Annotated in this window: 14 protein-coding genes and 2 tRNA genes; 4 read left to right on the top strand and 12 right to left on the bottom strand. The window is 72.2% G+C overall.

Going from position 1 to position 13,497, the window contains the following annotated elements:
* Window positions 1–146 precede the first annotated feature (146 nt).
* Window positions 147–815, bottom strand: a complete 669-nt coding sequence (locus BIV28_RS02710; protein ID WP_207555720.1) for a hypothetical protein — start codon at window positions 813–815, stop codon at window positions 147–149.
* A gap of 191 nt (window positions 816–1,006) precedes the next feature.
* Here BIV28_RS02710 and BIV28_RS02715 point away from each other — a divergent pair, with 191 nt between their 5' ends.
* Entirely contained in the window at window positions 1,007–2,014 is a 1,008-nt protein-coding gene (locus BIV28_RS02715) for a hypothetical protein (RefSeq protein WP_076259074.1), read from the top strand.
* Window positions 2,015–2,169: 155 nt separating this feature from the next.
* Here the strand turns inward: BIV28_RS02715 and BIV28_RS02720 are convergent, their stop codons facing one another.
* The 5 genes from BIV28_RS02720 to tig all read right to left on the bottom strand — a co-directional run bounded on the left by BIV28_RS02720 (window position 2,170) and on the right by tig (window position 5,862).
* Window positions 2,170–2,424 (bottom strand): acyl-CoA-binding protein, encoded by a 255-nt coding sequence (locus BIV28_RS02720; RefSeq protein ID WP_076259076.1) that lies wholly within the window; start codon window positions 2,422–2,424, stop codon window positions 2,170–2,172.
* Between the two features lie 101 nt (window positions 2,425–2,525).
* Window positions 2,526–3,179, bottom strand: a complete 654-nt coding sequence (locus BIV28_RS02725) for an ATP-dependent Clp protease proteolytic subunit (RefSeq protein ID WP_076259078.1) — start codon at window positions 3,177–3,179, stop codon at window positions 2,526–2,528.
* Window positions 3,180–3,208: 29 nt separating this feature from the next.
* Entirely contained in the window at window positions 3,209–3,850 is a 642-nt protein-coding gene (locus BIV28_RS02730) for an ATP-dependent Clp protease proteolytic subunit (RefSeq protein WP_076259080.1), read from the bottom strand.
* Between the two features lie 218 nt (window positions 3,851–4,068).
* Window positions 4,069–4,395 carry a hypothetical protein gene (locus tag BIV28_RS02735; protein WP_076259082.1) on the bottom strand — a complete coding sequence of 109 codons (327 nt, stop codon included), beginning with the start codon at window positions 4,393–4,395 and terminating at the stop codon, window positions 4,069–4,071.
* 120 nt (window positions 4,396–4,515) lie between these two features.
* Window positions 4,516–5,862: a trigger factor gene (gene tig, locus BIV28_RS02740; protein WP_076259084.1), complete on the bottom strand. Its 1,347-nt coding sequence runs from the start codon at window positions 5,860–5,862 to the stop codon at window positions 4,516–4,518.
* A gap of 155 nt (window positions 5,863–6,017) precedes the next feature.
* Here tig and BIV28_RS02745 point away from each other — a divergent pair, with 155 nt between their 5' ends.
* Window positions 6,018–6,569, top strand: a complete 552-nt coding sequence (locus BIV28_RS02745; RefSeq protein WP_242652734.1) for a hypothetical protein — start codon at window positions 6,018–6,020, stop codon at window positions 6,567–6,569.
* Between the two features lie 28 nt (window positions 6,570–6,597).
* On the opposite strand, the gene BIV28_RS02750 is transcribed toward BIV28_RS02745, so the two are convergent.
* Window positions 6,598–6,897, bottom strand: coding sequence for a DUF2087 domain-containing protein (locus BIV28_RS02750; protein WP_076259086.1), 300 nt, complete (start codon window positions 6,895–6,897; stop codon window positions 6,598–6,600).
* Window positions 6,898–6,942: 45 nt separating this feature from the next.
* Window positions 6,943–7,016: transfer RNA gene (locus BIV28_RS02755), tRNA-Gly, on the bottom strand.
* Between the two features lie 108 nt (window positions 7,017–7,124).
* On the opposite strand from BIV28_RS02755, the gene BIV28_RS02760 reads away from it, so the two are divergent.
* A tRNA-Pro gene (locus BIV28_RS02760) sits at window positions 7,125–7,198 on the top strand.
* A gap of 236 nt (window positions 7,199–7,434) precedes the next feature.
* Here BIV28_RS02760 and trmB read toward each other — a convergent pair.
* The 4 genes from trmB to BIV28_RS02780 are packed head-to-tail and all read right to left on the bottom strand — an operon-like array spanning window position 7,435 to window position 10,517.
* Window positions 7,435–8,178 carry a tRNA (guanosine(46)-N7)-methyltransferase TrmB gene (trmB, locus tag BIV28_RS02765; RefSeq protein WP_242652735.1) on the bottom strand — a complete coding sequence of 248 codons (744 nt, stop codon included), beginning with the start codon at window positions 8,176–8,178 and terminating at the stop codon, window positions 7,435–7,437.
* Between the two features lie 57 nt (window positions 8,179–8,235).
* The gene (locus tag BIV28_RS02770) at window positions 8,236–9,351 is read right to left on the bottom strand and encodes a PP2C family protein-serine/threonine phosphatase (protein WP_083706971.1); all 1,116 of its coding nucleotides are present in this window, start codon (window positions 9,349–9,351) and stop codon (window positions 8,236–8,238) included.
* Window positions 9,352–9,397: 46 nt separating this feature from the next.
* On the bottom strand, window positions 9,398–9,880 hold the full coding sequence (locus tag BIV28_RS02775; protein ID WP_076259087.1) for a ribose-5-phosphate isomerase: 483 nt from the start codon (window positions 9,878–9,880) through the stop codon (window positions 9,398–9,400).
* Window positions 9,881–9,929: 49 nt separating this feature from the next.
* Window positions 9,930–10,517, bottom strand: coding sequence for a mycothiol-dependent nitroreductase Rv2466c family protein (locus BIV28_RS02780; protein WP_076259433.1), 588 nt, complete (start codon window positions 10,515–10,517; stop codon window positions 9,930–9,932).
* A 304-nt stretch (window positions 10,518–10,821) separates the two neighbouring features.
* On the opposite strand from BIV28_RS02780, the gene pepN reads away from it, so the two are divergent.
* Window positions 10,822–13,383 (top strand): aminopeptidase N, encoded by a 2,562-nt coding sequence (gene pepN / locus BIV28_RS02785; protein ID WP_076259089.1) that lies wholly within the window; start codon window positions 10,822–10,824, stop codon window positions 13,381–13,383.
* Window positions 13,384–13,497 lie beyond the last annotated feature (114 nt).

The raw sequence follows: 13,497 nt of genomic DNA on the forward strand, positions 1-13,497 counted from the left end.
CGCCCGAGCGTCCCCGCTGCCCGCGGGGTCGCCTCTATTAGACGACGGAGGGGGGCGCGCCCGCTCGCGCAACGCCGTTTGTCCGCTGATGGCTGACAAACGACGCCGGTGTCAGTTGAACGGTGTTCCAGCCGAATCGACGCAGGTCAGCGGGCCGGCCGGCTCATCGCGAGGCGTCGGGCGCGGGCCTCCACGCGGGCCCGGCGAAGGCCGACGCCGGCCGCCACGAGCAGCGCGAGGACCAGCGCGGCGCCCATCAGGGCGAACCCGACGGCGGCTGGGCTCCACCCGGAGCCGAGCTCGACCGGCGCGTACCCCGGCAGGGCGGTAGCCGCGGCGCCGTCTGTGGGGGCGTGCCCCGGCCCGGCCGCGGCGAGGACGGCGTCCGCCTCCGTGGTGCCGTAGGCGGCCAGGGCGCAGGGGCTCACGAGCAACCGCCCGTCCCGGGTCTGCAGCGCGACCACGTACCGGTCCCCCTCCGGCACGGTCGTCACGTCGTCGGTCTCGGCGTGGAGCAGGCGGGGCGCCTGCCCCTGGTGGACGCTCGCCACCTCGACGGTCCACGAGACCGGGTGCGGGCTGTAGGAGGCGCCGGGGTCCTCGACGTGCGTCAGCCGACCGACGACGATGACGTCGGCCGACGCCACGACCTCCGAGGCCGTGGGCGCGGCGCAGGAGGCCGCCGCCGCGGGCGGGATGTGCGCACCCACGCTCGTGCCGAACAGCGCCGCAGCGGCGAGCACCACGGCGGCCAGGCCCCGGAGCCCGGCCGTGCGGCGTCGAGCCACTCGTGGCCGCGCAGACACCCCTGTCATGTCCCGAGCGTGGCAGGTCCGCGCGTGTCCCATGCCCACCAGACCCCTGCCGTGGCCCGATCGTTGCGCCCGCCGCCTACCACCGCGACAAGGGACCACGTGGCGGGCTGTCGTGCCGGACGTCGCCCTGCCACCACGACAAGCGACCACATGGCGTCGTGCTGAGGCGCGCGACGCCTGTCGGGCTGGGGATGAGCCGCTCGGCGGCAGGCTCCCCTGCGCGAGCATCGGGCCATGCACGGCACGCCAGCACCACCCCGAGGCCCCGGGTCGCGACCACCACGGACCCCGTCAGCGGGCGACGCCAGGTCGTCCCGCCGCCGGGAGTCAGCGTCTGGGACCTGCGCTCCGGGCGCTACCGGAGGCTGCTCCGGGGCGTCTACGTGTCGGCGTCGGTGCCGGTCACGCCGGTCGTCGCGGCACGGGCCGGGCTGCTCGTCGCGGGCCCCGCGGGAGTCGCCTCGCACCACACGGCCGCTCGCGTCTGGGGCGCCGTCGTCCCCGACGACGGCCTCGTGCACGTGACGGGCCACACTCGCCCGCGCGGGGCCGGGCTCAGGGCCCACCGGCCGAAGCCCGGGCAGCGCGGTACGACGCGGCACGGGATCCGGCTGACAACGCCCGCCTCGACCTTCCTCGACCTCAGCGACGACCTCGGGCTCGTCGACCTCGTCGTCGCCGGCGACTCACTCGTCAGGGCCGGCGTCGTGACGCCCACCCAGCTCGTCGAGGCATCGGCCGCCTACCGGGGCAGGGCGCGTCGCCTGGCTCGACGCGCCGCTTCGCTCGTGCGGGCCGCCGTCGACTCGCCGATGGAGACGCGCCTCCGGATGCTCATGGTGCTGGCCGGGCTCCCCGGGCCGGTGGTCGACCACCGCATCCGGTGGCCGGACGACCGGGTCCGCTTCCGGTTCGACCTGTCGTTCCCCGACGCACGGCTCGTCATCGAGTACGACGGCCGGCATCACGCGGAGTCCGACGATCAGTGGGACAGCGGCATCGACGGGCGCGAGTGGATGGACGGCGACGGCTGGCGCCTCGTCGTCGTCCGATCCAAGGACCTCTACCGGACGCCCGCGCGCACCCTGGGTCGGATCGCCGCAGCCATGCGCGACCAGGGAATGCACGTGCCCCGCCTGTCCGACGCGTGGCGGCTGCACTTCCCGAGCCTGCCGGAGGACCTCGCCGTCCCCGCGTGAACCGCACCACGTGGTCCCTTGTGGCGGCCGGCGGAACGGATCGGACGCGACAACGTGCCATGTGGCCCCTTGTTGCGCAGGCGGACGCCGGGCGGGCGCGACAACGCGCCACACGGTCGCTTGACGCGCTGGGACGCGGGTGCGGGAGGGACGCGTCAGGCGGAGGTGAGGTCGCGGACGATCGCGACGTACTGCTCCTCGGCGGCCTCCGGGGCGGTGCCGGACAGTTTGGCCCACGCGTCGTACTTGGCCCGGCCGACCGGGTTCATCATCCCGGGCCGGGACCCGCTGACGTCGCCCTGCGTGACCTGCTTGAAGAGGCCGTAGAGCGTCAGCTTCACGTCGTTGCCGGGGTCGGTCGTCAGGCCCTTGACCGCCTCGACCGCCTGCTCGAACTCCGCACTCGCCATGTCTGCTCCTTCGATCGGCGCACCACCCGGACGCCACCATCCAAGCAGGTACGCGAAGGGCCGGGTCCAGACGGACCCGGCCCTTCGCGCATGCGCCTGACTCAGACCTCGAGCGAGGCCTTGCGCGAGGCGAGCACCTCGTCGATGAGGCCGTACTCCTTGGCGTCGGCAGCACCGAGGATCTTGTCGCGCTCGATGTCCTGGCGGACCTGGTCGGACGTGCGGCCGGTGTGGTGGGCCATGGTGTCCTCGAGCCAGGTGCGCATGCGGAGCACCTCGTTGGCCTGGATCTCGATGTCGGAGGCCTGCCCGTAGTCGCCGCCCGAGAGCGCCGGCTGGTGGATGAGGATGCGGGAGTTCGGCAGGGCGAACCGCTTGCCCGGCGCGCCGGCGCCGAGGAGCACGGCCGCGGCCGAGGCCGCCTGCCCGATGCAGAACGTCTGGATGTCGGGTCGGACGAACTGCATCGTGTCGTAGATCGCGGTCATCGCCGTGAACGAGCCACCGGGGCTGTTGATGTACATGAGGATGTCGCGGTCGGGGTCCAGCGACTCGAGGACGAGCAGCTGGGCGATGATGTCGTCGGCCGACGCGTCGTCGACCTGCACGCCGAGGAAGATGATGCGGTCCTCGAAGAGCTTGTTGTAGGGGTCGGACCGCTTCATCCCGTAGGACGTGCGCTCCTCGAACTGCGGCAGGATGTAGCGGCTCGAGGGCTGCGCCACGGCGAGACGGTTCGTGGGTTCGATCATCATGGTGTTCTCCAAAGTCCTTGCAGCCGTGGTCAGTTGGCGTCCGGCTTGGCGTCGGCAGACCCGACGCCGCGCCCCTCGACGGCCTGGTCGGAGCGGCTGAAGACGTGGTCGACGAAGCCGTACTCCTTGGCCTCCTCCGCGCTGAACCAGCGGTCGCGGTCGGAGTCCTTCTCGATCTGGTCGACGGTCTGCCCCGTGTGCTCGGCGATGAGCTGGGCCATCTGCTTCTTGACGTAGAGCATCTGCTCGGCCTGGATCTTGATGTCCGTGGCCGTGCCGCCGATGCCGCCCGAGGGCTGGTGCATCATGACGCGGGCGTGGGGCGTGGCGTAGCGCTTGCCCTTCGTGCCGGCCGACAGGAGGAACTGGCCCATCGAGGCGGCCATGCCCATGGCGACGGTCGCGACGTCGTTGGGGATCCAGTTCATCGTGTCGAAGATGGCCATGCCGGCCGAGATGGACCCGCCGGGGCTGTTGATGTAGAGCCAGATGTCCTTCTCGGGGTCCTCGGCCGACAGCAGCAGCAGCTGCGCGGCGATGGCGTTCGCGTTGTCGTCGCGCACGTCGGACCCGAGGAAGATGATCCGCTCCTTGAGCAGGCGGTTGTAGATGTGGTCGTCGAGACCACCCGGCTGGCCGTTGCCGTTGGCGGAGATGTCCGAGTTCACCATGTCTCCATCGTCGAAGTTGTCCGGTCCTGGCGGCGTCCGCGGCCCCGGCCACGGGGTCCCGGTCCGTCACCGGCCGGCTCGTCACTGACCCTAACGCGCACCCCCCGGAGCAGATTTCCCGATTCGGGTCCTGTTCGCCGTGAGCGCACAAACCTGAGCGCCCCCGGCGCAAGCCGGGGGCGCTCAGGCGTCGACAGGCGTCGACGCGTACCGACGCGTCACTCGTTCAGGCCGTTGTCCTGCCCGGACTCCCCCTCGGCGCTCGCCTGGTCGGCCCACGCCTGCGCGTCGGAGCCAGTGCCGGAGCCGGTCGTGTCCTGCGCGTCGCCCAGCACGTCCTCGCGCGGGGCGGCGCTCGGGGTGCTTCCGTCGGCGTTGCCGCGCTCGACGTCCTCGTCGGTCGCCGCGCCGGACGCGTCGGCCGGGCTGCCGTCGGAGGTGCCGCTCGTCGTCGCCGACGTGCCCTCGCCGCCCGAGCCGTCGGGCCGCTCGCTGTTGATGTCGGTGTCGGTCAGGCCGGGCGTGCTCTCGTCGTGGGTGCTCATGCCCGTCCCGTACCCATCCGCGACCGGTCCGCGCGGTGGCGTCCCCGACGCACGGGGCCCGGACACGACGAACGGCCGGCCCCAGCGGGACCGGCCGTTCGTGCGAAGGAGCGGGACGCGTCAGGCGTCGGCCTTCTCCTCGGTGGCCTCGGTGGCCTCGGTGGCCTCGGCGACGGGCGCCTCGTCCTCGTCACCCTCGGAGCCCGGGACGGCCTCGTTGAGGTCGACCGTGTTGCCGGCGGTGTCCTTGACGGAGACCTTCTCGAGGACCGTGGCGAGGGCCTTGCGGCGCGCGACCTCGGAGACCATCGCGGGGATCTGGCCGTCCTTGTCGATCTGCTGGGCGAAGGAGTTCGGGTCCATGCCGTACTGCTGCGAGCTCATGACGAGGAACTCGATGAGCTCCTGCTGCTGGACCTGGACCTCCTCCTTCTCGGCGATCGCGTCGAGGAGCAGCTGCGTGCGCAGGCCCTTGCGGGTGCTCTCGTCGACCTCGGCGCGGTGCTCGTCGTCCTCGAGACGACCCTCACCCTCGAGGTGGTTGTGGACCTCGGCCTCGACGACGCCCTCGGGCACCGGGACCTCGACCTTCTCGAGCAGCGCGTCGAGGAGCTGGTCGCGGGCGGCGACGCCCTGGGCGAACTTCGCGTCGATCTCGGCCTTCTGGGCGAGGTCGGCCTTGAGGTCGTCGAGCGTGTCGAACTCCGAGGCCAGCTGGGCGAACTCGTCGTCGAGCTCGGGCAGCTCGCGCTCCTTGACGGCAGTGACCGTGACGGTGCACTCGGCGTCCTGGCCCTCCTTGTCGCCACCGGCGAGCGGGGCGGTGAAGGTCTTGGTCTCGTCGGCGCTCATGCCGACGAGGGCCTCGTCGAGACCGTCGAGCATGTTCTTGCTGCCGACCTCGTAGGAGACGCCCTTGACCGCGTCGATCTCCTCGCCGTCGATCTCGGCGGCCAGGTCGATGGAGACGAAGTCGCCGTCCTGGACGGCGCGCTCGACGCCCTTGAGGGTGCCGAAGCGGGCGCGGAGGTCGTCGAGGCGCTTGGTGACCTCGTCGTCGGAGACGGTGGCCTCGTCGACGGTCAGCTCGATGTCGGAGAAGTCGGGCAGCTCGATCTCGGGGCGCTTGTCGACCTCGGCGGTGAAGCTGAAGTCCTCGCCGTCCTTGGCCGGCACCTTGAGGTCGGTGATCTCGGGCTGGCCGAGCGGGCGGACCTCGTTGGCCTCGAGGGCCTGGCCGTAGAAGGTCGGGAGGGCGTTGTTGACGGCCTCCTCGAGGACGGCCGCGCGGCCGACGCGCTGCTCGATGATGCGCGCGGGAATCTTGCCCTTGCGGAAGCCGGGGACCTGGATGTGCTCGCCGATGTGCTTGATGGCCGCATCGAGGCTCGGCTTGAGCTCCTCGAACGGGACCTCGACGGTCATCTTGACCCGGGTCGGGCTGAGGGTCTCGAGGGCACTCTTCACTGCGGGGTACTCCATCTGGGGCAGTTGGGGGCCGGCGCGCTTCGACGGTGGCGCCGACGCTGGACATGGAACCGACGCACCATGCTATAGGCCGCACGACGGATGGCTAAATGCGCCGACGGCGCCGCCCCCGCGCTCGCCTATGCTCGGGGCCCATGAGCGAGTCGCCGGCCCCGTCGCCCAGCCCGTCGGACCCGACGCGTCCGGTGCCCTCCGGCGCCCTCGGGACGCTGCGGACGATCCAGATGGTCTCGGGCATGGTCGGCATCGGCGCCCTCATGCTCTCGGCGGTGCGCATCCTCGTCGACCCGGCCGCCCCGATGCCGTCGTGGCCCGCCGTCGCGGTCGTGCTCGTCGTGCTCGTCGGCTCGGCCGTGCTCGTGCGCCGCGTCGGCTACACGGTGCCGGCCCTCCCCCAGGGCCTGCCGCGCGAGAACGCCGAGACGACGAGCCTGCGGTACTTCACCTCGACGACGATCCTGCGGACCGCCTTCGCCGAGGCGCCGGTGCTCGTGGCCTTCGCCGTGTCGTTCGTCTTCACGCCGCACACGTGGGTGACGCTGCTCATCGCCCTGCCGGGCGGGCTCGCGCTCTTCTGGCTGCACGGGTGGCCCTCGCCCCGCACGGCCGCGGCGGTCGAGGCGGGCCTGGAGGCCGAGGGTGCGGAGTCCTACCTGTCCGAGGCGCTGGGCTTCCGGGCCGGGTGAGGTCGCCCGACGCGTCCGGCCCGGGCCGTCACGGGGTGACGGTGCCGCCGCTGCGCCAGTAGCGCCCGTCGGCGCGGTCGAGGAAGCCCTCCTCGACGAGGTAGCGACGCAGGGCCGCGACGTCCGGGTGGTAGGCCCGCAGCGCGTTGTTGACCTGCGTCTCGTCGTAGCGTTCCCCGGGCTCGAACTGCTGGGCGAGGAGGTCGAGGACGACGAGACGCTTGCGGATCTTCGTCGGGATCGCGGTGAGCGAGCCGTCGGGCGCGAGGAACGAGCGGAGGACGGCGTCGCGGTCGCGGAGGGCGTCCTGGAGGTCGGGGCGGTGCACGCGTCCACGGTAGGAGCCCGGTCGGTGGTGGTGCCACCGGCTTTCTGGAGCGGGCGACGAGAATCGAACTCGCGTAATCAGTTTGGAAGACTGAGGCTCTACCATTGAGCTACGCCCGCAGGAGTGCCGGTCGGTGCCGGCGATCCGAGGCGCTAGCCTACTGGTTCGCGCCCGGTCCGCCGAATTCGACCCGCTGCCAGCGGGTTCGTCGCGTCCGCGGGCGCGAACGGGGCATGGCGCAGCTTGGTAGCGCGTCCGCTTTGGGAGCGGAAGGTCGCAGGTTCAAATCCTGTTGCCCCGACATCACGAAAGGCCGGGCTGGAAGCGACGGAGTCGCTCCAGCCCGGCCTTTCGCTCGTCGGGGCCACAGGATGCCGGGAGCCGGAGCGCACCGAGGCGAGGAACGAGCCACGGGACGCGACGGCGGCATCCTGTTGCCCCCGCCTCGATGAGACTTCTGCTGGCAGGACGGAAGCAATTCGAACCGGCCCCGGACCGACACCTGACCTGGAGAAGGTGCGAAGGCACCGACCCGGCTCAGTCGGCGAACGGGAGCAGGTCCAGGCGCAGCTCGTTGATCGTGCGTCCGGCGCGCAGGCCCTTGGCCTCGAACCCGTCGCTCGGCCGCCAGGAGGGACGCTCGACGCGTCGCGCCCTGAAGCGCGGGTGGGCGGCGACCTCCTCGAGGACGTGCTCGGCGTAGAAGTCCTGGTCGGTGGCGACGAGGACGTGGCCGCCGGGCGCCAGAACGCGCGCGAGCAGGTCGAGGTTGGTCGGGCTGACGAAGCGTCGCTTGGTGTGCTTCGTCTTGCGCCACGGGTCGGGGAAGAAGAGGTGGACGGCGTCGAGGACGGCGTCGCCGACGCGCTCCTCGAGGAAGACGACGGCGTCGCCGACCTCGACGCGGAGGTTGGGCACGCCGGCCTTCTCGGCGTCGGCGAGCATGCGCGCGACACCGGGGGTGTGCACGTCCATGGCGAGCAGGTCGTGCTCGGGGTGGGTGGAGGCGTAGGCGATGGCGGCGTGCCCGTGGCCGCAGCCGATCTCCAGGACGACGGGTGCGACCCGTCCGAACGCGGCCACGGGGTCGAAGGGGCCCGCCGGCAGCGCCCGGGCCGGGGCCAGCGTCTCCATCCGCTGGAGGGTCAGCGTCGACAGGCGTCCGCGGCGCACGAAGCTGCGCACCCGGGCGGGGCTGACGCCCTCGGGCAGGTCGGGCACGTCGTGCGCCTTGCGCCGCGTCGGGGGCTGGGAGGTCTGGTCGTCGGGCTGCTCGTCCACGCGGGCATCGTAGTGACGGGACGCTCCCCCGCCCGAACGCCGGCCGCGCCCGAGGCGTCAGGTGCGCCAGATGGTGACGACGGCCCGGTCGTCGCCGAGGCCCGCCGCGGCCTGGTCGCACAGGCGCTGGGCCAGGCCCTCGAAGCCGGTGCGGATGAACGACTCGGCCCGTCCGAGCATCCGGTCGATGCCGTCGACGAGCGCCTTGTCGCGGGCCTCGATGACGCCGTCGCTGTAGAGGACGAGGGCGTCGCCGCGGCGGATCGTGCCGCTCTCGCGGGGGTAGGTGGCCTCCTCGATGACGCCGAGGAGCGGGCCGCGACCGCCGGTCAGCATCCGCCAGCGGCCCGAACCGGCCGCGAACTGCGCGGCGGCGGGGTGCCCGGCGTAGCCGATGGTGAAGTTGCCGCTCTCGAGGTCGACGGCGACGTGCACCGCCGTGGCGAAGCCCTCGGCCCAGCGCAGCCGGAGCAGGTGGTTGTTGGCCGACTGGAGGAACCCGTCCTCGTGGGTCTCGCCGAGCAGGCCCCCGAGGGCCCCGGACAGCAGGAGGGATCGGGTGCCGGCCTCGCGGCCCTTGCCCGACACGTCGACGAGGGCGACCTCGAGCGTGCGCCCGTCGGTGGACCGGCTCGCGACGACGAAGTCGCCGGCGAACCCGTCGCCGTAGGCCGACTCGAGCGCGACCTCGGCCTGCCACGTCGGCGGCAGGTCGGGCAGCTCGCCCTGGGCGCGCAGCCGGTCGCGCATGTCGACGAGCATCGACTCGCCGCTGACCCCGACGACGCCCACCTGGGCCCGGGCGTGCGAGAGCCACAGCATGAGCAGCATGGTGACGACGGTGACGATCTGCGAGCCGGTGGTCGCGGTCTTGATGCCCGAGAGGTACACCCCGAGGATCGCCATGGCCAGGAAGAGGCCGATGAAGACGACGAGCAGGAAGCGCGGCTCGAGGAACAGCCCCGCCCCGACGACGAGGAGGCAGTAGACGCTCCACGGCACCGAGACCGGCCAGACGTATACGGCCACGGTGGCGAGGACCCCGAGCGACAGGAAGATGCCGACGATGACCCAGGGCGCGCGCGACAGCCACGGGCCGAGGAGGCTGAGGCGTCGGAGGGGTCCGGCAGCGTAGCCCGAACGGCGAGAGACGATGCTCTCGTTGGTCGCCACGTGCCTCCCTTGCTGGGCTGGAGGGGAGCCGGCCCGGGGCGTCAGGTCAGGACGCGTCCGAGTCCGGCAGCGCCGGCAAGTCCCCCGTGTTCTCGTACGCGGAAACCATACCGAGACGACGCGCGTGGCGCTCCCCATCTGAGAAGTTCGTCCCGATGAAGGTGTCGACGATCGCGATGGCGTCCGCGACCGCCGTGAAGCGGGCGCCGATGGACACGACCTGCGCGTCGTTGTGCTCGCGCGCGAGGCTCGCGATCTCGGTCGAGTAGGCCAGGGCGGCGCGGACGCCGCGGACCTTGTTGGCCGCCATCTGCTCGCCGTTGCCCGAGCCACCGAGGACGACGCCGAGCGAACCCGCCTCGGCCGCAACGGCCTCCGCGGCCCGCAGGACGAAGACCGGGTAGTCGTCGAGCGCGTCGAACGAGAACGGGCCGTGGTCGACGACGTCGTGGCCGGCCTCGCGCAGGTGGGTCAGGAGAGCCTGGTGCAGGTCGTAGGCCGCGTGGTCGCCGCCGATGTGGATGCGCATGTCCGTCCTTGGGTGCGTCGGGGTCTGGTGCAGGGGTGCGTGCGGGTGGTCAGTCGAAGATCGGGCCGAGCGTACGGGTGCGCTTGAGCTCGAAGAAGCCGGGCGTCGAGGCGACGAGCACGCAGCCGTCCCAGAGGCGCAGCGCGTCCTCGCCCTTGGGGGCGGGCGTCACGACGGGCCCGAAGAAGGCGACGCCGGCCACGGAGATGATCGGCGTGCCGACCTCGGTGCCGACGAGGCTGATGCCGCGCTTGTGGCTGCGGTGCAGGGCGGCGTCGAACTTCTTGTGGTGGGCCTCCTTGGCGAGCGCCGCGGGCAGGCCCACCTCCTCGAGGGACTCGCGGATGACGGCGTCGAAGTCACTCATCCTGCGCAGGTGGATGCGGGTGCCCATGGCGTCGTAGAGCGGCTTGACGACACCGTGGCCGTGCGCCTCGGCGGCGGCGATGATGACGCGGACCGGGCCCCACGCCTCGTCCATGCGCGCCCGGTAGGCGGCGTCGAGGTCGTGGCGGTGCTCGTTGAGGACGGCCAGGCTCATCACCGACCACGTGACGTTCAGGCCGCGGAGGCTCTCGACCTCCATGAGCCAGCGCGACGTCATCCACGCCCACGGGCAGATGGGGTCGAACCACATCTCGACGTCGTGGCCCCCGCCGCCCCCGCCGCCCTCGGTGTCCGGGTGGGTCGTCGAGGTGAGGGGTGCTGGGGTGGCCTCCGTCATGCCGCCCATCCTCGCACCCGCCCGCGGGCGCCAGCACCGGCCCTCCACTGCGGGGTCGGGCGCGGGGTCGGGCGCGGGGTCCGGCGCGGGATCGGGCGCGGTATCGCGGTGGCGGTGACGGGGTGGTCCCGTGCGAGGATGTCCGGGCGACGAGGCCGTCCGACCGGTACCGCCTGCGCCGCACGCCACGCACTTTCCGTCCCCAGGAGGTCCCTTCGTGCCCGGCAAGAACCTGACCCGCGAGGAGGCAGCGGCTCGCGCCGCCGTCCTGCGGGTCGACAGCTACGACGTCCGTCTCGACCTCACCACGGGCCCCGAGACGTTCCGCACGGTCACGACGGCGCGGTTCGCCTGCTCCGAGCCGGGCACGGACACCTTCATCGACCTCATCGCCGACTCGGTCGAGCGCGTCACCCTCAACGGCGCCGACCTCGACGCGGCGCAGCTGTTCGCCGACTCGCGCGTCGCCCTGCCCGGCCTCGCCGCCGACAACGAGCTGACCATCGAGGCCACGGGCCGGTACACCAACACCGGCGAGGGCCTGCACCGGTTCGTCGACCCGGTCGACAACGAGGTGTACCTCTACACCCAGTTCGAGGTGCCCGACTCGCGCCGCATGTACGCGGTCTTCGAGCAGCCCGACCTCAAGGCGTCGTTCGCGTTCACCGTCACGGCGCCCGCGCACTGGAAGATCATCTCCAACTCCCCGACGCCGCAGCCCGAGCCGGCCGGTGTCGCCGACGGCGTCGAGAAGGCCACGTGGACCTTCGCGCCGACCCCGCGCATCTCCTCCTACATCACGGCGCTCATCGCGGGCCCGTACGACGAGGTCCGCGACGAGGTGCAGACCCGCCGCGGCACCGTGCCGCTCGGCGTCTTCTGCCGCAAGTCGCTGACCCAGCACCTCGACGCCGACAACATCTTCGACTGCACGAAGAAGGGCTTCGCGTTCTTCGAGTCGGAGTTCGACCAGGCCTACCCGTTCGAGAAGTACGACCAGGTCTTCACGCCCGAGTACAACATGGGCGCGATGGAGAACGCCGGCGCCGTGACGTTCACCGAGATCTACGTCTTCCGCTCCAAGGTGAGCGAGGCCAAGATCGAGCGCCGCGCGCTGACGATCCTGCACGAGCTGGCCCACATGTGGTTCGGCAACCTCGTGACGATGAAGTGGTGGGACGACCTCTGGCTCAACGAGTCGTTCGCCGAGTGGGCCTCGACGACGTGCCAGGCCGAGGCCACCGAGTGGAGCAGCGCCTGGACGACGTTCGGCACGGCCGAGAAGGCCTGGGCCTACACCCAGGACCAGCTCTCCTCGACCCACCCGATCGCCGCCGACATGCGCCACCTCGAGGACGTCGAGGTCAACTTCGACGGCATCACCTACGCCAAGGGCGCCTCGGTGCTCAAGCAGCTCGTCGCCTACGTCGGCCGCGAGCCGTTCGTCGCCGCGCTGCGCGAGTACTTCCGCAAGCACGCGTGGAGCAACACGACCCTCTCGGACCTCCTCGGCGAGCTCGAGGCCGCGTCGGGCCGCGAGCTGACCGAGTGGAGCAAGCTGTGGCTCGAGACGGCCGGCGTCAACACGCTGCGCCCGTCGTTCGAGGTCGACGCCGACGGCCGCTACACGCGCTTCGCCGTCGAGCAGTCCGCCGCCGAGGAGTACCCGACGCTGCGGCCGCACCGCCTCGGCATCGGCCTCTACTCCGTCGAGGGCGACGACCTCGTCCGCACGGCCTACCACGAGGTCGACGTCGCCGGTGAGCGCACCGAGCTCGCCGAGCTCGTCGGCGCCGCGCAGCCGGACCTGCTGCTGCTCAACGACGACGACCTCGCCTACGCCAAGATCCGCCTCGACGAGCGCTCGCTCGCCACGGCGCTGGCGCACCCGCGGGGCTTCCAGGACTCCCTCCCCCGCTCGCTCGTGCTCGGCGCGACGTGGGACATGACGCGCGACGCCGAGATGTCGGCCCGCGACTTCGTGCGGTTCGTCCTCGAGACACTCCCGGGCGAGAGCGACTCGACGCTGCTGCGCGTCCTGCTCAGCCAGATCGTCCAGTCGGCGCGCCTCTACGTGGCGCCCGAGCACCGGGCCGAGACCTCGGCGCTGCTCAGCAGCTCGCTGCGGGCCCTGGCCGAGTCGGCCGAGCCGGGCAGCGACGCCCAGTTCCAGCTCGTCGAGGCGTGGGCCAACACCACGGCCGACGCCACCGACGCCGACCGCTTCCGGGCGCTGCTCGCCGGCGAGGCGTCGCTGCCGGGGCTGACGGTCGACACCGAGCTGCGCTGGACGTTCACCCGCGCCCTGGCCGCGCTCGGCGTCGTCACCGACACCGAGCTCGAGGCCGAGCTCGACCGTGACCCGACGGCCACCGGCAAGGAGCGGCACGCCGAGGCGCTGGCCTCGCGCCCGACCGCCGAGGCCAAGGCCGACGCGTGGGCCAAGGCCGTCGAGCAGAACGTCCTGTCCAACCAGATGGTCGACTCGGTCGCCGCCGGCTTCCGCCGCAGCACCGACCTGTCGCTCCTCGAGCCCTACGTGGCGAAGTACCACGAGATGCTCGTCGACGCGTGGGCCGCGCGCAGCGTCGCCATCGGCGAGCGCGTCGTGGGCGGGTTCTACCCGTTCTCGCTCGCCAACACCGCGCTGCTCGAGGCCTCGGACGCCTGGCTCACGGCCAACCCGGACGCCCAGGCCGGCCTCGTGCGCACCGTGGCCGAGAACCGCGACACCATCGCCCGCGCGCTGCGCGCCCAGGAGGCGGACCGCCGGGCCTGACGCGTCCGGCGCCCGAGCGTCCGTCCGGCCCCGTCCCGGGGCCGGGCGGGCGCTCTCCCGCTTCACCCGCCCGGTCGCGGCCGCCCGGCGTCTGCGACCATCGAGGACGACGCC

This window comes from Intrasporangium flavum, assembly GCF_001956915.1.
Lineage (GTDB): Bacteria > Actinomycetota > Actinomycetes > Actinomycetales > Dermatophilaceae > Monashia > Monashia flava.

Coding starts and splice junctions, on each gene's coding strand:
- BIV28_RS02710 (WP_207555720.1), bottom strand. CDS start 815: ATGACAGGGGTGTCTGCGCGGCCACGAGTGGCTCGACGCCGCACGGCC.
- BIV28_RS02715 (WP_076259074.1), top strand. CDS start 1,007: ATGAGCCGCTCGGCGGCAGGCTCCCCTGCGCGAGCATCGGGCCATGCA.
- BIV28_RS02720 (WP_076259076.1), bottom strand. CDS start 2,424: ATGGCGAGTGCGGAGTTCGAGCAGGCGGTCGAGGCGGTCAAGGGCCTG.
- BIV28_RS02725 (WP_076259078.1), bottom strand. CDS start 3,179: ATGATGATCGAACCCACGAACCGTCTCGCCGTGGCGCAGCCCTCGAGC.
- BIV28_RS02730 (WP_076259080.1), bottom strand. CDS start 3,850: ATGGTGAACTCGGACATCTCCGCCAACGGCAACGGCCAGCCGGGTGGT.
- BIV28_RS02735 (WP_076259082.1), bottom strand. CDS start 4,395: ATGAGCACCCACGACGAGAGCACGCCCGGCCTGACCGACACCGACATC.
- BIV28_RS02745 (WP_242652734.1), top strand. CDS start 6,018: ATGAGCGAGTCGCCGGCCCCGTCGCCCAGCCCGTCGGACCCGACGCGT.
- BIV28_RS02775 (WP_076259087.1), bottom strand. CDS start 9,880: ATGCGCATCCACATCGGCGGCGACCACGCGGCCTACGACCTGCACCAG.
- BIV28_RS02780 (WP_076259433.1), bottom strand. CDS start 10,517: ATGTGGTTCGACCCCATCTGCCCGTGGGCGTGGATGACGTCGCGCTGG.